Origin of the sequence: Streptomyces sp. NPDC059009 (assembly GCF_042740175.1) — a bacterium.
GTDB lineage: Bacteria > Actinomycetota > Actinomycetes > Streptomycetales > Streptomycetaceae > Streptomyces.
In genome coordinates this window covers 132,571-150,126 of sequence record NZ_JBHYJB010000017.1, presented here as the reverse complement: position 1 = coordinate 150,126, position 17,556 = coordinate 132,571, and the positions used below count along the sequence as shown (strand labels likewise).

General features: G+C 74.5%; 16 protein-coding genes. 8 read left to right on the top strand and 8 right to left on the bottom strand.

What is annotated here, in order from left to right; translation table 11 throughout:
- Positions 1-232: 232 nt before the first annotated feature.
- The 4 genes from ACFWYM_RS19105 (at position 233) to ACFWYM_RS19090 (ending at position 4,614) form a co-directional block, all read left to right on the top strand.
- On the top strand, positions 233-1,324 hold the full coding sequence (locus ACFWYM_RS19105) for a LacI family DNA-binding transcriptional regulator (RefSeq protein ID WP_384837965.1): 1,092 nt from the start codon (positions 233-235) through the stop codon (positions 1,322-1,324).
- On the top strand, positions 1,321-2,220 hold the full coding sequence (rbsK, locus tag ACFWYM_RS19100; RefSeq protein WP_384837962.1) for a ribokinase: 900 nt from the start codon (positions 1,321-1,323) through the stop codon (positions 2,218-2,220). Before ACFWYM_RS19105 ends, rbsK begins: the two co-directional genes overlap by 4 nt.
- Positions 2,118-2,435 carry a helix-turn-helix domain-containing protein gene (locus ACFWYM_RS19095; protein ID WP_384837959.1) on the top strand — a complete coding sequence of 106 codons (318 nt, stop codon included), beginning with the start codon at positions 2,118-2,120 and terminating at the stop codon, positions 2,433-2,435. Before rbsK ends, ACFWYM_RS19095 begins: the two co-directional genes overlap by 103 nt.
- Before the next feature lie 253 nt (positions 2,436-2,688).
- Positions 2,689-4,614, top strand: a complete 1,926-nt coding sequence (locus ACFWYM_RS19090) for a cytochrome P450 (RefSeq protein WP_384837955.1) — start codon at positions 2,689-2,691, stop codon at positions 4,612-4,614.
- 31 nt (positions 4,615-4,645) lie between these two features.
- Here the strand turns inward: ACFWYM_RS19090 and ACFWYM_RS19085 are convergent, their stop codons facing one another.
- Positions 4,646-5,281, bottom strand: a complete 636-nt coding sequence (locus tag ACFWYM_RS19085; protein WP_384837952.1) for a hypothetical protein — start codon at positions 5,279-5,281, stop codon at positions 4,646-4,648.
- A 109-nt stretch (positions 5,282-5,390) separates the two neighbouring features.
- On the bottom strand, positions 5,391-5,816 hold the full coding sequence (locus ACFWYM_RS19080) for a MerR family transcriptional regulator (RefSeq protein WP_384837949.1): 426 nt from the start codon (positions 5,814-5,816) through the stop codon (positions 5,391-5,393).
- 318 nt (positions 5,817-6,134) lie between these two features.
- Here ACFWYM_RS19080 and ACFWYM_RS19075 point away from each other — a divergent pair, with 318 nt between their 5' ends.
- The gene (locus ACFWYM_RS19075; RefSeq protein WP_384837946.1) at positions 6,135-6,710 is read left to right on the top strand and encodes a methyltransferase domain-containing protein; all 576 of its coding nucleotides are present in this window, start codon (positions 6,135-6,137) and stop codon (positions 6,708-6,710) included.
- Here ACFWYM_RS19075 and ACFWYM_RS19070 read toward each other — a convergent pair.
- Entirely contained in the window at positions 6,695-7,702 is a 1,008-nt protein-coding gene (locus tag ACFWYM_RS19070) for a winged helix-turn-helix domain-containing protein (protein ID WP_384837943.1), read from the bottom strand. The genes ACFWYM_RS19075 and ACFWYM_RS19070 overlap by 16 nt on opposite strands.
- A 173-nt stretch (positions 7,703-7,875) precedes the next feature.
- On the opposite strand from ACFWYM_RS19070, the gene ACFWYM_RS19065 reads away from it, so the two are divergent.
- Positions 7,876-9,561: a helix-turn-helix domain-containing protein gene (locus ACFWYM_RS19065; RefSeq protein ID WP_384837940.1), complete on the top strand. Its 1,686-nt coding sequence runs from the start codon at positions 7,876-7,878 to the stop codon at positions 9,559-9,561.
- 462 nt (positions 9,562-10,023) lie between these two features.
- On the opposite strand, the gene ACFWYM_RS19060 is transcribed toward ACFWYM_RS19065, so the two are convergent.
- Positions 10,024-10,893 carry a phytanoyl-CoA dioxygenase family protein gene (locus ACFWYM_RS19060; protein ID WP_384837937.1) on the bottom strand — a complete coding sequence of 290 codons (870 nt, stop codon included), beginning with the start codon at positions 10,891-10,893 and terminating at the stop codon, positions 10,024-10,026.
- Between the two features lie 417 nt (positions 10,894-11,310).
- On the opposite strand from ACFWYM_RS19060, the gene ACFWYM_RS19055 reads away from it, so the two are divergent.
- Together ACFWYM_RS19055 and ACFWYM_RS19050 are read left to right on the top strand one after the other, a co-directional pair.
- The gene (locus ACFWYM_RS19055; RefSeq protein WP_384837934.1) at positions 11,311-11,778 is read left to right on the top strand and encodes a cyclic nucleotide-binding domain-containing protein; all 468 of its coding nucleotides are present in this window, start codon (positions 11,311-11,313) and stop codon (positions 11,776-11,778) included.
- Positions 11,779-11,881: 103 nt separating this feature from the next.
- A complete protein-coding gene (locus ACFWYM_RS19050; protein WP_384837931.1) occupies positions 11,882-12,577 on the top strand; it encodes a response regulator in 696 nt (231 codons plus the stop codon).
- Between the two features lie 233 nt (positions 12,578-12,810).
- Here the strand turns inward: ACFWYM_RS19050 and ACFWYM_RS19045 are convergent, their stop codons facing one another.
- From ACFWYM_RS19045 to ACFWYM_RS19030, 4 genes are all read right to left on the bottom strand, one after another.
- The gene (locus ACFWYM_RS19045) at positions 12,811-14,097 is read right to left on the bottom strand and encodes an MFS transporter (RefSeq protein ID WP_384837928.1); all 1,287 of its coding nucleotides are present in this window, start codon (positions 14,095-14,097) and stop codon (positions 12,811-12,813) included.
- The gene (locus ACFWYM_RS19040; protein ID WP_384837925.1) at positions 14,094-14,633 is read right to left on the bottom strand and encodes an ArsR/SmtB family transcription factor; all 540 of its coding nucleotides are present in this window, start codon (positions 14,631-14,633) and stop codon (positions 14,094-14,096) included. The genes ACFWYM_RS19045 and ACFWYM_RS19040 overlap by 4 nt, the downstream gene beginning before the upstream one ends.
- 111 nt (positions 14,634-14,744) lie before the next feature.
- The gene (locus ACFWYM_RS19035) at positions 14,745-16,478 is read right to left on the bottom strand and encodes a GAF domain-containing protein (RefSeq protein ID WP_384838074.1); all 1,734 of its coding nucleotides are present in this window, start codon (positions 16,476-16,478) and stop codon (positions 14,745-14,747) included.
- A 182-nt stretch (positions 16,479-16,660) separates the two neighbouring features.
- Positions 16,661-17,455, bottom strand: a complete 795-nt coding sequence (locus ACFWYM_RS19030) for a Clp protease N-terminal domain-containing protein (RefSeq protein WP_384837922.1) — start codon at positions 17,453-17,455, stop codon at positions 16,661-16,663.
- Positions 17,456-17,556 lie beyond the last annotated feature (101 nt).

Sequence of the window (17,556 nt, the reverse complement as noted above, 5' to 3'; positions counted from 1 at the left end):
TGGTGCGGTCATGCAGCTGTGCGGCAGCGCCACCCTCGGGAAAACGTTCTCCCGAGACTCTGTGCGCAGGTGCGAATTATGTCAATGGTCCACCGCACACCCGGACAGTGCGACCCGAGTTCTGTCCGTTCAGTACGGATACGCGGAGAAGGCCGCGGGAGAAATCAACCCTGGCCGAGCCCGACAGCCGCTGATAACGTTTGCCGAAACTTACCGAAGGGGTGTCCACCGCGTGGCGGACGTAACGCTCAGAGATGTCGCCCTGGCCTCCGGCTGCTCGGTCGCCACGGTCTCCCGGGTGCTCGCCGGGACCCGCCCCGTCGGCTCCGAGACCGCCGAGCGGGTGCGCGCGGCGGCCGAGCGGCTCGGCTACCGCCCCAACCACGCGGCCCGCGCCCTGCGCTCCAAGGCCACCGGCACGGTCGGCCTGGTCCTGCCGCAGATCACCAACCCCTTCTACCCCGCTCTCGTACGGGAGTTGACACACGCCCTGCACGCCGACGGGCGCGCGGTCCTGCTCGCCGACTGCGACGACGACCCGGCCGCCGAGGCCGAGCACCTCGCCGATCTGCTCGGCCGCCAGGTCGACGCGCTTCTGGTCATCCCGGCCGACGCGCGCCGCAGCCGCGAGGCGGTGGCCCTGGCTGCGGCCCGGGTGCCGCTGGTCCTGATGGACCGCGGCTGCGGCCCGGGCATCGCCGACTCCGTCGCCGTCGACAACGCGGCCGGCATGGCCCTCGTCCTCGACCACCTCGCCGCGGCCGGTCGCCGCCGGGTCTGTTTCCTCGGCGCCGCCGGGACCGCGTCGGCGGCCGCCGAGCGCCGGTCCGCGTACGAGGCGGGCGCGGGCGCGCTCGACCCGCAGGCGCCGGGCCGCATCGTGCTCGGGGACTTCTCCGTGGAGTGGGGCCGGGCCGCCGTCGACGCGGTGTGGCACCACCGGCCCGACGCCGTCGTCTGCGCCAACGACCTCATCGCGGCGGGCGCGCTGCAGCGGCTGCACGAGCTCGGCGCCCGGGTCCCCCACGACATCGCCGTCACAGGCTTCGACGACATCCCGCTCGCGGGCCTCGCGGCCCCCGGTCTCACCACGGTCCGCCAGCCCGTGGCCGAACTCGCCGCAGAGGCCGCCCGGTTGCTCGACCGGCGGCTGGCCGGGGAGGGCGGCACACCGGCGCAGCGGGCGATACGGCTGGCTCCCGAACTTGTCGTACGGGGTTCCAGCGCGCCCCGGCACGCGGCGGCGCCGGACGCGCCGGAGGCTCCGGCGCCCCTCGCCAACTCTCGGACCTCGCAGGACTCAAAGGAAGAAGCAGCAGAGTGATTACGGTCGTAGGAAGCCTCAATCTGGACCTGGTCGCGCCCGTCCCCCACCACCCCGTGCCCGGTGAGACGGTGCTCGGCGGCGACATCGCGCAGCACTCCGGCGGCAAGGGCGCCAACCAGGCCGTGGCGGCGGCCCGGCTCGGCGGCGCCGTCACCCTGGTGGGGCGTGTGGGCGACGACGACGCGGCGGACGTCCTCGTGGAGTCGGCCCGCGGCCAGGGCGTGGACACCACACACCTGCTGCGCACGCGGGACGTGCCCACCGGGCGCGCGCTGATCGCGGTCAACCTGAGCGGCGAGAACTCCATCATCGTCAGCCCGGGCGCCAACTCCCGTCTGACGGCGGCCGATTGCGAGGCGGCCGCGGAGGCGCTGCGCACGGCCCGGGTCACCGTGCTCCAGCAGGAGGTGCCGGACGCCGCCAACCACGCGGCGGCCCGGCTCGCGGGCGGCATGGTCCTCTACAACCCGGCCCCCGCCGTCACCGGCGCCGTGCCCCCGGCCCACGTCGACCTGCTCATCCCCAACCGCACCGAACTCGCCGCCCTCACCGGCTCGGCGGAGCCCGAGACCATCGACGAGGTCACCGCGGCGGCCCGCAAGCTCTCCGGCGCGGACGCCGTCCTGGTGACGCTCGGCGGCGACGGCGTCCTCCTCCTGGAGGGCTCGGCGAGCCTGCACATCCCGGCCTTCCCGGTCCGCCCCACGGACACGACGGGCGCGGGCGACGCCTTCTGCGGCGCCCTCGCGGTGGCCCTGGCCGAGGGCAACTCCCTGGAGCAGGCGGCGCGTTGGGCGTCCGCGGCGGCGGCCATCAGCACGACGCGGACCGGCGCGCAGGGCTCGTCCCCGCACCGGGACGAGGTGGCGGCGCTGCTCGCCGGGCACGCCTGAGGCACCGCGCCCGGCGTCACCGCCTCACGCCCCTGGAGGCGTACTGCGCCGCGGGCTCGCTCCGCCGCACCGCCGACCTGCTGCATCTCCACCACAGCAGCGTCGTCCGCCGCCTCGAACAGCTGGGAAGGGCCCTGGACTTCGAGCTCACCGAGCCGGACGGCCTGCTCCGGGCGCGGCTCGCGCTCACCGCGTGGCGGCTGCTCGACGACTGAGGGATCGTGCGGCGGGCGCGGGCAACCCCGGGCGGGAGCGGGGGATCCTGGGCAGGAGCGGGTGAATCCTGGGCGGGCGCAGGGGCGCTTGGCGCGCTATACACGCCCGGTGCGCCTCCGTACCGTACGAGAGGCAGGACCTACGAGAGACAGGACCGCACGAGAGACAGGACCGTTACGAGAGGCAGGGCCGCCCCGCAGCCACGGGCCGGGCCCTGGGCCCCGACCGACCTCGTCGATGAGGAGCGTGCCGATGCCGCCCGCCCCGCCGCCTTCGGGCTCTCCGCCGCCCCCGGGCTCCCCGCCGCCTTCGGGCTCTCCGCCGCCCCCGGGCTCCCCGCTGCCCGCACTGCTGCAGACCCTGATGTTCCTGGCCGCGCCGGGCGCCGCCACCCGGTCCGCGCGGCGCCGGTACGGTCCGGCCTTCACCGTGCGGCTGCTCGGCTTCCCGCCCGAAGTGATGGTCGCGAGCGCCGAGTTGGCGGAGCGGGTGTACTCCGTGGACGCGGGGACCGGGCGGGCCGGTGAGGTGCGGCGGCGGGTCCTGGAGCCGCTCGTCGGCAAGGGCTCGCTGCTCAGCCTGGACGGCGATCCGTGGTGGCGGCACCGGCGGCTGCTGAGCCCGCCGCTGCACGGCAGGGCCGTCGCGCGGTACCGCGACGAGATCGCCCGGATCGCGGCCGCCGAGATCGAACGCTGGCCGCGCGGGCGGCCGTTCGTGCTGCGCGACGCGATGCAGCACATCACCCTGGAGGTCATCCTCCGCCTCGTCTTCGGCATCCGCGACACCGACCGGCTGGCCCGGCTGCGGACCCTGATCCCCGAGCTGGTGCGGGTCGGCGGCTCGGCGGCGCTGCTCATGACGCCGCCACGGATCGGCGCCTGGCTGCGCGAGTCCCCGCTGCCGCTCCGCCTCGGCTTCCTGCCGACGACGCGCTTCATGCGGCTGCGCGACTCCGTGGACGCGCTTCTCTACGAGGAGATCGGGCGCCGCCGCGCACACCCCGTGCCCGGCGCCACCGACGTCCTGTCCCGGCTGATCGAGACGCGCGACGAGAGCAGCCGCCCGCTCAGCGACCAGGAGCTACGCGACGAACTGATCACCCTCCTGGAGGCCGGGCACGAGACCACCGCCACCGGTCTCGCCTGGGCCTTCGAGCGGCTCCTGCGCAGCCCGGACGTCCTCGCCAAGCTCCGCGCCGAGCTCGAACGCGGCGCGGAGGAGCGCTACTTGGAGGCCGTGGTGAAGGAGGTCCTCCGCGCCCGCCCCGTCGTGTACGACGCGCCGCGCCTCCTCGACGCCCCGCTGAAGCTCGGCCGCTACGAGGTCCCCGCGGGCTGGTACGCGGGACCGCTCATCTCCCTCGTCCACCGCGACCCGACGGCCTACCCCGACCCCGACGCGTTCCGCCCGGAGCGGTTCCTCGGTGCGGAGGCGGCGCGGGCCGGGCGGGCATGGATGCCGTTCGGGGGCGGGCGCCGCTACTGCGTGGGCGCCCAACTGGCCCTGCTGGAGATGAAGGTGATCATCCGTGAGGTGCTGACCCGCACGGATCTGACCGTCCCCGACCCGGCCCCGGAGAGCCCTCGCACCCACCACGTCACGCTGGTCCCCGCCCACGGCACGGTCGTCCTGGCCCGCCCCACCGACTCCCCGCACTCCCCCACGCCCGCCGCGGCCGCGCCCCGGCGCACGGTCACGGTGCGCACGGACATCGACGGCGTCACCCCACAGGCGGCCTGGGCGGCGGTCGCCGATGTGACGCGCATGGGTGAGTGGAGCCCCGAGTGCACGGGCGGCACCTGGCTCGGCGGCGCCACCCGGGCCGTGGCAGGCGCCCGCTTCACCGGCACCAACCGCACCGAGCACGGCCGCTGGACCACCCGCTGCACCATCACCCGCGCCCGCCCCGGCCACACCCTCGCCTGGGAGGTCAACTCCCTGCTCCCCGTGTCCCGTTGGACGTTCACGTTCACCCCGACCGAGCACGGCACCCGCGTCGAGCAGACCTGGCACGACCTGCGCGTGGGGCCTTTCGGGACGCTGCTCGGCCGGGCGTACGAGCGGCTCGGGCGCACGGGGCCGCGGGCGGATCACAACGAACGCACGATGCGGACGACGCTGGCGGCGATGAAGAGGGAGCTGGAGGCGGCGCCGGCCGACACCGTCGGCCCCTGAAGCCACCGTCAGCCAGCCGAAACACCCGTCCTCAGTGCCCGCCCCGCGGCTCCTCGCACCCCGTGCCCTCGACATAGACGCCGTGCGCCTCGACAGTGACCCCGGTGCCGACCGCGCCGTCCACGGAGCCCTCCAGGCAGACCGGGGACAGGTCGACGACATAGCTGACCCGGCCCTCGCCGAAGCCGCCGGTGGTGATCGCGGACGCCCGGTAGCCGAGCTTCTTCAGCGCGGCCCGCACCTGCTCCTGGGTCGCCTCCCGGGTCTGGGCGAGGGGCGCGAGGGCGCCGCGGATCCGCGCGGACTCGGCGAGCCCCGTGCAGCGGCTCTCGCCCTTGAGCTGCACCGTCGAGCGGTAGGCGTGGTTGTCGGCGTAGTTGGGCGGCATGTCGCCGGGGGTGTCGGGGGTGTCCGCGGTCGGGCGCGTGGGGCTCGGCGTGGGCGACGCCGGCTCGCCGGGGCAGGGGGCGTCGGTCGCGTCGGTTCCGGCCCGCTCCGGCGTACGGGCCCCGGGAGCCGCCGACGCCCCGGCGCTCCGGTCGCCGCCCGCCGCGTCCCGGTGCTCGTCGCCGCAGCCCGTGACGGCCAGGGCGAGGGGCAGCGCCACGAGCGCGGCCAGGGCGGTGTGTCTTCGTATGCGGGGGTGCGGGTGCGTGCGCGGAGTCATGCGGTGAGTATCGCCGACGCTCGGCGGGCCGGACCTGAGTAGGAGTACTCAGTGCTTCAGCACGCAGGACAGCGGAACCCGCCGCTCACGACGGCGGAACCCCGTTCGCTCAGGACAGCGGAGCCCCGCCGCTCAGGACAGCGGGGCCCCGTCCGGGACGCGGTCCGCGAGAACACGCCGGAAGTGCGGGCAAGGTGTCGAGGTCCTCGTGGTCGCAGTCCAGGGCGCAGTCGATCAGGTCGAGCGACGCCCGGGCCGCCGCGATGCGCCGCCGCAGGGCCGCCTGTTCCCGGCGGAGGACGGTGCGCCTGGCCTCCGGGTCCGTGGTGGCGAGCAGTTCGCGCAGCGCGGGCAGGCCGAGCCCGGCCTCCTTGCCGCGCAGGATGACGGCGACCCGTGTCAGGTGCGCGGCCCCGTACCGGCGCCGCCCCGCCGCGTCCCGCCCCGGCGTGAGCAGGCCCATCGCCTCCCAGTGCCGCAGTACGTGGGTGGCGAGCCCGAAGCGCTCCGCCAGCGCACCGATGGGAAGGGCCAACTCACCGCCCGGGTACGCTCGTTGAGCGTCTCGCGCGGTCTCCCTTGACTTCATGTCGGCATTAAGTCGCAGGCTCACCGGCATGGTCGACACACCGCACAACAGGACCGGCACCCACACCGGCAGCGACACCCCGGCCCGCCCGGGCGCCGCCGCCGTGGACGCGCTCGTCTCCGTCCTCGACGCCCTCGACACGACCCCCGAAGCGACTCTGCTGCGCCACCACTCGTACGAACTCCTGGGCGCGGGACCGGACTCGGCGGTCCTGGATGTGGGCTGCGGGGCGGGCGTGCCGTCGGGGAGCTCGCCGAGCGGGGCGTGCGGGCGCAGGGCGTCGACCTCGATGAGCGCATGGTCGCGATCGCACGGCGGCGCCGTCCCCGGCTCGCCTTCAGCACCGGCGATGCACTGCATCTCCCCTTCGAGGACGGCTCGTTCGGCGGGTATCGCGCCGACAAGGTCCTGCATGACTGCGCCGACCCCGCCGCCGTCGTGCGCGAGGCACGCCGCGTCCTCGCGCCCGGCGGCCGAGCCGTGCTCATCGGCCGGGACTGGGACGGCCTCCTCGTCGACGCGGACGACGCCGGCCTCACCCGGGCCCTCGTGCACGCCCGCGCCGACCTGGTCAAAGGACCGCGCACCGCCCGCCGTTACCGCGCGCTCCTGCTCGACGCGGGGTTCCGGGACGTCGCCGTGGAGGCCCATCTGGGCGTGTTCACCGATGCGGCCGCGCTGCCCGTGCTCACCGGGGTCGCCGAGGCGGTGCGGGCGGCGGGGCTCGCCGACCCGGACGACTGCCGGGAGTGGATCGGCGAGCAGGAGCGACGGGCCCGCGCGGACCGGCTGTTCCTGGCCGTTCCCCTGGTCGTCGCCCACGGTCAGCGCGGCGGCTGACGGCCCGGCTCCGCTCCCGAGAGCAGCCGCGCCCCCAGCGGAGTCACCGCGTGCCGCACGGAGTTGCGCACCCGGACGCTGGAGATCAGTCCGCCCTCACGCAGCACCGCCGCGTGCTCGCTGGCCGAGGAGACCGACAGGCCCGCCCGCCGGGCCAGCTCCGTGGTCGTCGCGCAGTGTTCGGCGAGGGCTTCGAGGGCCGCGGCCCTGCTGTGCCCGAGCAGTCGCGCGAGCTGCTCCTCGCGCCGTGCAGCAGCGCCCCCGGAAGGGGAGTTGACGCGCGTCGCGCCGAGGGGCGGAGCCGGGTAGACCAGCACCGGCGGCAGCGCCGGATCCGCGAGCATCACGGGGGTGCGGCGGCAGAAGTACGAGGGCGTGAGCAGCAGGCCGCGGCCGCCGAGGTGGACGTCCTTGTCGAACGGATAGTCCACCTCCAGGACCGGCGGGCGCCAGCGCATGGCGGGCCCGAAGCCGCTCAGCATGGCGTCCGCGCCGGACCACAGCTGGGTGTGCGCCCGCAGCGTGCGCTCCGCCTCGACGCGGGCGGCGACGCGCCACCAGGACGGGCGCAGGGCGGCCTCGTGATAGGCGCGCAGGGCGCTCGCGAGGCGGCGCAGCGCGGGCACCTCTCCGTCGGCCAGACCCCTGGTCCAGCCCGGCAGTCCGACCCCGGCGGCGAGCGCGGGCAGCTCCGCGCGCAGCCGCCGCCGGGGCGTCGACAGGACGGCCTCGAGGCCGTGCCCGAGCCCCGCCGCGCCCGCGGACGGCGTCAGGAAGTCCGGGAAGTAGCCGCGCGGCGGGACCAGCGGCAGCAGGACGCGCAGCGGCCCCGGACCGTACCGCGAGGCGTGGTGCCGCCAGGCCGTCAGGGCCGGTTCCGGCCCGCGCTCCTGCAGCCGGTGCAGGCTCAGGACCGTCTCCCAGAGCGGATCGGGGCCCTCACTGACCTTCGTACGGGCCAGGTCGTCGGCCTCGAAATGCACGCGCAGCACCACGTTCTCCCCCGGTTCTCGCCCGCCGCTCCCCCGAACGCCGGCGTCAACGACCTTGGCGCGGCCCACCGGCGGTGGCAACACGTCCGGCGTCCCGCTGGGACGGTGGGACGGCCGAGCGGATGTGAGCTGCTACGTTCAGGCGCAGTGGGACGACACTCGGGGGGTCGAACATGTCGGACGACGATGAACTGGCCGTTCTGTTACAGGCGTTGAAAGAGCGCAGCGGACGCAGCTACACCGCGCTCGCCCGCCGGACCGGACTCAGCCGCTCGTCGGTGCACCGCTACTGCCTGGGCCTCACCGTGCCCGGCAGCTTCGGCACCGTCGAGGCGGTGGCGCAGGCATGCGGAGCCGACCAGCGGGAGCGCGACCGGCTGTACCGGGCCTGGGCGAGAGCCGACGCGCAGCGGGAAGCCGACGCACAGCACGACGGTCCGGGGGCGCCGGACGACCCGGGGGAACCGGAGGGCCAACCCGCCACTTCCGTAACGGAGTCGGTGCCTCCTCCCGCGCCTCCCCGGCCCCGACGCGACCGCCCCTCCCGGCGACTGCTCGGGGCCGGTGTCGCCTTCCTCCTCGTGGTCGCCGCCCTCGCGGGCTCCGTCGCGTACCAGGCCGCGCACGACTCCCAGGGGGACGGCGCCGCCTCCGGGCACGCCACGGACTACTGGGCCGACGATCCCATCCCGGTCCCGGCCGCCTACGTCGGGATGACCATGAACAGCCACACCGGTGCCATGCCCGGGTTCGGTGTGGGCTCCGTGCGGCTGTGGGAGAGCGACACGCGGTGGGCCACCGTGGAGCCCGAGCGCGGCCGCCCGAAGTGGACGTACATGGAGGACCTGGTGACGGGCGCCCGCAAGGCCCGCCTCCCCGTCCTGTTCACCTTCGGAGGGACGCCGCGCTGGGCGGCGCCCGGCGGGCGCCGGTCGGCGTACGGCGACGCGCTGGCCTCGCCGCCGCGCCGGCTGGCCGACTGGGACCGCTTCGTGCGGGAGGTCGCCACCCGCTTCAAGGGGCGCATCGACGCCTACGAGTTGTGGGACAACGTCGCCTCGCCCTCGCACTACGCGGGCAGCCCGCGCACGCTCGCCACGATGGTGCGGCACGCCTCCGGCATCATCAAGACCATCGACCGGGACGCCACTGTGGTGTGTCCGTCGATCGGCAGGCTCTGGGAGGCGGCGGGACAGGACTTCCTGCGGGCGTTCATGCGCGCCGAGGGCTACCGCCACTGCGACGTCGCCGCCTTCAAGCTGCACCCGCACCGCGCGGACGGCCCGCCCGAGGAGATCATCGAACTCGCCGCCCGGGCCCGCAGGATCCTCTACGAGAAGGACCTCGGCATCCCGATCTGGAACACCGGCCCCGGCAAGGACGTCGCCACCGTCGGCCCGCTCGGCGCACGCCGGGCGGCGGACTACGGGGTCCGGTTCTATCTCGCGGGGCTCTACAGCCGCTTCTACGACGTCGAGCGGATGTACTTCTACAGCTGGGGCAGCACGGCCGTGCCCGTCGTGGTGCAGACCCCCGTCGGCCCGCCGACCGAGGCCGCGCGGCGCATCGGGCTGCTGCGGGACTGGCTGGCCGGGGCGGCGGTCACGGACTGCGGCCGCGGCGCGAAGGTGCGGCTGCCGGGGGACGCGTACGAGTGCCGCTTCGAGCGCGGCCAGGAGCGGTTCGCGATCCGGTGGACGGCGTCGGGCGGGAAGGACGCGGCGGCCGCGCCGCTCGGGGCGGGGGCCCGGCGGGTGCGCACCCTCGACGGCGCGGAGCGGGCGGCCCGTCCGGGGGAGCGGCTGCGCTTCGGCGAGGAGCCGGTCCTGGTCACGTACCGGAGGATCGGCAACCGATAGGCGACGGCGGCCCGTTGGGGTGGTCCCGGCTGTGCGCCGGGGCCGTGGCGGGGACGGGAACCCCTTGAGAGACTGCCGTCTCCCCGATCATCGCCACAGCCCCGACGTCGCGGACAGGTGGACCGGACCTGCCCTTCGGAGGAGCCGCCTGAGCGGCCGCGCCGGTCTCCCCTGAGGTCTCGCAGAGAACCTCGTGCCCGGCGCCGCCACGAGGAAGGTCCGCCTCTCGCTGGGCACCCGTCACAGGAACGGAAACGAGAGGCGGTCACGGGACGAACCGCCTCCGCGGGAGAGGAGACGCTCCGTCCGCGGGCCTCGCGGACTGCTCCTACAGTGCTCCGGCGCACGGCTCGGCAGCAGGGGACGAAGGGCCCCGGAAGGGGGCCGTTCGGCCCTCCTCCGTTTTCCCTTACGGGCCCGGCGCCCCGTGCCGTGCGGGCACGACCGTGCCGGGCCCTGCCGTCACCGCGCCGCGAAACCGTGCATGTCCCGCAGATCGGGCAGCGGCGCCGGTACGCGGTTGCAGAAGAACTCGGGCCTGCTGCCCGGCCCGTGGGCGGGCGCGTTGCGGATGGTGTTGTACGTGATGAGGGCGAGGTTGCGGGTGGCCGCCGAGGTGTTGGGGGACGAGCCGTGGACGATGTTGCCGTGGAAGAGGACCACGCTGCCCGCGGGGCCGGTGGCCGTGAACGTGCCGCGGGCGTCGGTGACTTGGGCGCGGGCCCCCTCGGGCAGCGCGTAGGTGAGGCGGGCGGAGACCATGCCCGACCAGCCCCGCCCGTCCGCCGGCTCGCGCCCCGCCCCCTGCCCCGTGGTCGCGAGCCGCCGCTCCTGCTCGCTGGTCACGGCGTGGCTGCCCGGCACCAGGCGCAACGGCCCGTTCTCGTACGTCACGTCGTCGAGGAACAGCGCGGCCGTCAGGACGTCGGGGCGGGCCATGCCGTCCCGCTCGCGCCAGAAGTCGAAGTCGCGGTGCCACTGCCAGCGGTCGCCGGTCCTGGCCGCCTTGGGGTTGAGCTTCCACTGGAAGACGTACATGTCCTCGTCGAGCAGCAGCCGCGCGACGGCGGTGAGCACGGAGTTCTCCGCCGCCTCCCGCCAGGGTCCGTCCTTGCGGTGCAGCCCGTACACGGCGCGCACGGTGCGGCCGTCGTCCTCGTAGAAGCGCTGCGGGCCGTCCTCGGCGAGCACGCGCGGCAACTCGCCGCGCAGGCGGCGCAGCAGACCGACCGGGAGCAGCGACGGCAGGAAGACGAAGCCGTCCCTCTCGTAGCCCTGCGCGAGTCCCGCCACGGCCCCGCCCCCCGCTCGCCCGGCATCGGTGTCGGTCACGGCACATCACCCCTCACGCCGGTCCCGGGGCCGTCATGTGGCGGCCCATGTACCGCGGGTACCCGGCGAGTTGAGCCCTGCCCCCGCAGATGTTCGGCGACTCCACGGCGTACGGCATCGGGCCGAAAACGACCGTGGTGATGTGCCGCTCGCGCTCCGTTCACGGGCCGCGCGGGACGCGGCCCGCGGCGGGCGCTGGCCGGTATCCGCCCCGTCCGGCCCGGGTGCGCCGGGCCGACCGGCCCACCGCGAGGGCCGTTCGACCGGGAACAGGGCCGCTCGGCCCCTGCCACCTCCGGGGCCCGCGGCAGAAGGTGGGGTAAGCCCACACCGGCGGGCGGCGCGCGGCTGTCAGGAATGCCGGAGGGGGACATTCCTGACAGCCGTCGCGCATTCGGGGGACAAGGAGGTAACGGGATGATCAGCACCGTCACCCTGACGCAGGGCCTGCCCGCTCGCCACCGCGCGCGGCTGCTGCGCTTCGCCCGGGACGCCGCGTTCACGCCCGGCACCCGACTGTTCGAGGAGGGGTGCCGTGCCGACCGTTTCTGGGTGCTCAAGTCGGGAACGGTGGCCCTGGACATGCGGATGCCCGGCCGTCGGGCCCCGGTCCTGGAGACCGTCGGCGCGGACGAACTGGTCGGCTGGTCCTGGCTGTTCAGCCCCTATGTGTGGCGGCTCGGCGCGGAAGCTCTCACGCCGGTGCGCGCCCATGAGTTCGACGCGATGGCGGTCCGCCTGATGTGCCAGGACGACCGGGATCTGGGCATGGAGGTGTGGCGCTGGGTCGGCAAGGTCCTCTGCCACCGCCTGGCCGCGACCCGTTCGCTGCTGCTCGATGTGTACGAGCCGTCCGGCGACGCCGAAACCCTGCGCGCCGGCTGACACGGGCGACGGCCCCCGCATCGACGGGGGCCGTTCGGCCCCTGGTGTCCGCCGGCCCCGACCCCGCACGATCTCCGGCAGGACGAGTGGCGTGGAGGCCCGCATGTCAGGCCAACGCGGCGCCTCGACACAGGCGCCCATCAGAGTGTTCCTCCTGGACGACCATGAGGTGGTGCGCCGGGGGGTGCGCGACCTGTTCGACGCCGAACCGGACATCGAGATCGTCGGCGAGGCGTCGACGGGGGGCCAGGCGCTGATCCGCGGTCCCGCGCTGCGGCCCGACGTCGCGGTGCTCGACGTGCGGCTCACGGACACGGACGGCGTCACGCTCTGTCGCGACCTGCGTTCGCTCATGCCGGAGTTGGCGTGTGTGATGCTCACGTCCTTCGATGACGACGACGCCCTGCTCGACGCGATCATGGCGGGCGCGGCCGGGTATGTGCTGAAGCAGATCAAGGGCGCCGACCTGGTCACGGCGGTGCGCACGGTGGCGGGGGGCCGGTCGCTGCTCGACCCGGCGTCGGCGTCGCGGCTGATGGGCAGTCTGCGCACGACCGGAAATGGGAGCGCTCCCGACCCGGACGACCCGCTCGCCGGGCTCACCCGGCGGGAGCGCGAGATCCTGCGGCTGATCGGCCGCGGGCTGACCAACCGGCAGATCGGCAGGCGGCTCGACCTGCCCGAGGAGACGGTCAAGACCGATGTCGGGCGGCTGCTCAGCAAGCTCGGCGTGACCCGGCGCATCCAGGCGGCGGTCCTGGCCACGCACTTCGAACCCCCGCCGGACAAACCCTTTTGAGGCCGACGCCTTCGGATCCGCCGTCATCGGGCGCAGCAGGGCTGCGCACTGGCCCGACGGCGTCACGGTGCCCTAGGGCCTGTCCGGCGGATCTTGCCGCGGTCGCGGGCTGTTCCACGCCGATCTGCGGCGTTGTCGCCCTCCTCCGCCTTGCATCTCGACGCACCACAGCCCGCTCACCAGCGACGGACGGCACAGCTCGGAATCATGCGGCCTGATCCGCCGGACAGGCCCTAGAGGGCTGCTTCCTGAACGGGATCCGGGGACTCCGGGTCCTCTGGATCGGCGGCCGGGGCGGCGGCCCGCAGCGCCGCCTCGACCCGGCGGTTGCTGGTCATGGACGCCGTGATGGCCGTCATCGTCAGGAGGAGGCCGGCTGCGGTGTAGAGCGGGGTGCGGACGTCGTAGGTGGTGGCCAGCCAGCCGCCGAGGAAGGCGCCGAACGGGGCGGCGCACATGGCGAGCATGCGGGAGGTGGAGGCGACCCGGCCCATCAGGTGGCCGGGGACGATCGCCTGCCGGAGGGAGGGGCCGAGCACCATGGTGGCGCCCATGCCCGCTCCGCAGACGGCGAGCGCGAGGCCGGCGACGTACGGGTTCGGGGCGGCGGCGAGCCCCAGGATGGCGAGTCCCTCGACCGTGGCCGTGGAGGTCAGCGCGGCGCCGGTGCCGAGTCGCCGGCCGAGGAAGGAGGCAATGCCCGCGCCGAGCAGTCCGCCGGTGGCCTCCGCCGTGAGGAGCAGGCCGAAGCCGTAGGTGTCGATGCCCAGACGGTCGTGCGCGAAGAGGGCGAGCACGGTCTCCACGGCGAGGAAGGCGATGTTCCCGACCGCCGGTCGCAGCGCGAGGCCGAGCAGCAGCCGGTCCCGGAAGACGTACGAGGCGCCGGCCCGCGCCTGCCGCAGCAGCGACTCGCGGACCTCCGGCACGGGCCGGGGCATGGCGGGCAGCGTCCGTACGAGCAGTGCGGAGAGCGCGAACGACACCGCGTCGGCGAGCAGCGGAACGGCTCGCCCGAGCGCGAGCAGGGCGCTGCCCGCAGGCGGCCCCGCGAAGCCGGACATGGCGGTCTGGGCGCCGCGCAGGCGGGAGTTGGCGCGCTCCAGGAGCGCCGGGTCGCGGCTGAGCAGGTCCGGCAGATAGGCCGTGGCGGCGGTGTCGAAGAAGAGTCCGCCGAGGCCGAGGAGGAAGGCGACGGCCGCGAGCAGCGGAATGCTCAGCACGTCGAGTGCGGCCGCCGCTGCCGGTATCGCGAGCAGCACCGCACGCGCCGTGTCCGCGACCCACATCGTGCGCCGGCGGTCCCAGCGGTCCACCAGCGCACCGCCGAGCACCCCGAAGAGCACCCACGGCAGCGTCCCGGCGGCCGTGACCACGGCGAGCGCCATCGGGTCCCGCGTCAGCGTCAGCGCGAGCAGCGGCAGGGCGGCGTGGGTCACCCCGTCACCGAGCGAGGAGATCGTCTGTGCGGTCCACAGCCGTCCGAACCCGGTCGGCAACTTCCGTATGTCCGAGGTCACTTGGCGTCCCCCTCGGCCGGTACGCGCGCTGCCGGGTGAAACAGCGCGAAGACGAGTGACGCGTCGGGCAGCGACGGGTCGGACAGCGTCCGGTACTCGTCCGCCAGCGCCTGCAGCCGCTCCCCCAGCTCCGCGAACTGCTCCTCGGTGAGCCGCAGATGCGCCATCCGTACGTGCCGCTCGCCGTCGGCCGGCGACGCCTCCAGGTCCGCCACGGCATGCCGCATCAGCACGTCCGGCCCGCCCTCGCCCGGGTCGGGCAGCACGATCGACCGCGCGGCCATCGCGTAGTACCGCTCGGTGACCCCCCGCACCTTCCGCGTCCGCACCACCTTCACCAGGCCGGCCCGCTCCAGGAGGCGCACGTGATAGCTGGAACTCCCCTTCGCGAGGCCCACTCGCGCGGCGATCTGCGTGATCGTGGCGGGCTCGAAGCGGAGGACGGCCATGATCCGGTGCCGCGTCAGATTGGAGACGGCGCGCAGCTGTTCGTCGGTGGTGACGTGAAACGTCTCGGGAAGGTCGTCGGTAGGCATGCGAGCAATGGTCAACGATTCTTGACCATTCAGCAAGAGGTTGAACAAGCAATGGGGCAAGGAAAGTTGAGCCAGGGGCCCCCTCCCGCGGCTCCTGGGGTCCTCGGGCTCTCAGCGCTCGCCGTTCGTCCGGTTCCGCAGCGGCACCGTCCACTCCAGACGGGTGCCGCCGCCGTCGGCCACCGAGAGCGCGAGGGCGCCGTCGAGGCCCGCGGCGCGCTCGGCGAGGTTGCGCAGGCCGCTGCGCGGGCCCTCCTCGGCCACGCCGACGCCGTCGTCGGTGACCGTGACGGTGAGCCGCCCCTCCTTCACGGCGAGGGAGACCTCGGCGGCGTGGGCGCGGGCGTGCCGTGCGGTGTTGGACAGGGCCTCGCCGAGCACCGCCACCACCTCGTCGGCCACGGTGCGCGGCACATCGGTGTCGATGAGCCCCTCCATGCGCAGGCCCGGCGTGAAGCCCAGCACCTGCACATACTCCTCGACGGTCTTGGCGGCGCGCATGCGCAGGCCCGAGCCGCTGTGGCTGCCCTCGTGGTCGCGGAGCCCGAAGACGGTCGACCGGATGATCTTGATGGTGGTGTCCAGGTCGTCGACGGCGCGGCGCAGCCGGTCGGCGGCCTCGGGGTGCTGCACGAACCGCTGGGCGCTCTGCAGGGTCATGCCGGTCGCGAACAGCCGCTGGATGGCGAGGTCGTGGAGGTCGCGGGCGATCCGGTCGCGGTCGGCGAGGACGCTCATGTGCTCGGCGTCGCGGCGCCGGTCGGTGAGTTCGAGCGCCAGGGCGGCCTGTCCGGCGAAACCCACGAGCGGCTCGGTCTCCCAGTCGCTGAACGGCGGCCGGCCCGCCCTGCGGGCGAGCAGCAGCACTCCCCGTACGCCGTCGCGCGTGCCCATCGGCACCGCCACGGCGGGCCCGAACCCCTTGAACCGCTCGGGCGCGTGGGTGACGCGCGGGTCCCGGGAGACGTCCTCGGTGGTGACGAGCGCCCCGGCGCGGATGGCGGCGCCCGCCATCGTGCCCTCCGTGGGCAGTATCCCGCCCCGGTGCGCCTCGGCCCCCTCCCCCAGGGCGAGCACGGCGTGCAGCTCGCCGGTGCTCTCCACCATGAGGTCGACGACGCCGAGTTCGGCCGAGGAGATCTGCCGGGCCTGTTCGACCATGGCTTCCAGGACCTCGGCCTCGGGGGTCCCGGACAGCAGGTCGCCGGTGAACTTGGCGCTCGCCTCGAGCCAGCGCTGGCGCAGCCGGGCCTCCTCGTAGAGGCGGGCGTTCTCGATGGCGACACCCGCGGCGACGGCGAGGGTGGAGAGCACGGACTGGTCCTCGGCGTCGAACTCGCCGCCACCGCGCTTCTCCGTCAGATACAGGTTCCCGAACACGGAGTCCCGCACCCGGATGGGCACCCCGAGGAAGGTGTGCATCGGCGGATGGCCCGGCGGGAAGCCGTAGCTCGCCGGGTGCTCGGAGAGCTCGCGCAGGCGCAGCGGCTCGGGGTGCCGGATCAGCTCCCCCAACAGGCCGTGCCCGGAGGGGAGATCACCGATGCGCCGGTGGACGTCGTCGCTGATCCCCACCGGCAGGAACTCGGAGAGCCGGTCGCCGCCGCCGATCACGCCGAGCGCGCCGTACTCGGCGTCGACCAGCACGACGGCCGACTCGACGATGCCGCGCAGGACTTGGGGGAGGTCGAGGCCGCGGCCCACGGAGAGGACGGCGCCGAGGAGGCGGTGCAGCCGGTCGCGGGTCTTGCGGACCGTCGCGATGCGCACCTGGAGCTCGTCGAGGAGGTCGTCCAGGGGCAGCCGGGCCAGCGGCTCGACTCCTTGCGTCACGTCCCCGCCCATGCCCGCCTCCGACCTGGCCCCCACCGGGAGGGAAGCCCCTCTCTCAGGGTAGCCAGGCACCGCTCTTCATGAGCCGCCCTCGCCTCAACTACGTGCCCCGGCAGGTGAGTTGACGACGCGTCCGGGACTCGCGCCCCGGAACGCGCGGAGCCCCCGGAGCCCTCGGGCGCCCCGGCGGCCCCTCACTCCCCGGGCGCCCCTTCCGCCCCTTCCGTGGCGGCACCGCCTCCGGCCCCCGTCGCCGTGAGCCGTTCGACGACCGCCGCGAGGGTGTCGACGACGTACCGCTCGGCGGCCGCCGCGTCGACGCCCGCCCGGGCGAGGACCCCGGCGCCGTCCTCGTGCTCCAGGAGGGCGAGCAGCAGGTGTTCGGTGCCGACGTAGTTGTGGCCGAGGCGCAGGGCGGCGCGGTAGGTGAGCTCCAGGCACTTGCGGGACGCGGCGTCGTACGGCGCGAGCTCGGGCACGTCCGCGGCCGCCGCCGGCAGCGCTTCGTGCGCCAACTGCCGTACGGAGTCCAGGAGTACGCCCTGCGCGACGATCGCCTGGGCGCCGATGCCGTCCCGGTCGGCGAGGAGCCCGAGCACCAGGTGCTCCGGGCGTACCTCGGCGTTGCGGGCGGCCTGCGCCTCGTTGGTGGCGGCGATCACCGCGTTCTTGGCGCGCTGCGTGAAGCGGCCGAAGCCCTGGCCGGGGTCGAGGTCGGCGAGGCCGCCGGCGGCCCCCTTCGGCACGAACCGCTTCTGGGCGGCCTGCCGGGTGACTCCCATGCTCTTGCCGATGTCCGTCCAGGAGGCGCCGGAGCGGCGGGCCTGGTCGACGAAGTGGCCGATGAGGTGATCGGCCACGTCGCCCAGGTGGTCGGCGGCGATGACGGCGTCGGTGAGCTGGTCGAGGGCGTCGGTGTGGGCGTACTTGATGGCGTCGATGAGGTCGTCCAGGCGGACGGAACGGGTCAAGCCAACTGGATTCGTCATGAGGCAACCTTAGGTTGACAGTCACCGACCGTCAACCATGAGTTGACACCTACGGAAATTCGGTTGCGGTCCCTCCCGGGGGCCCTGGCACCATGACCCGG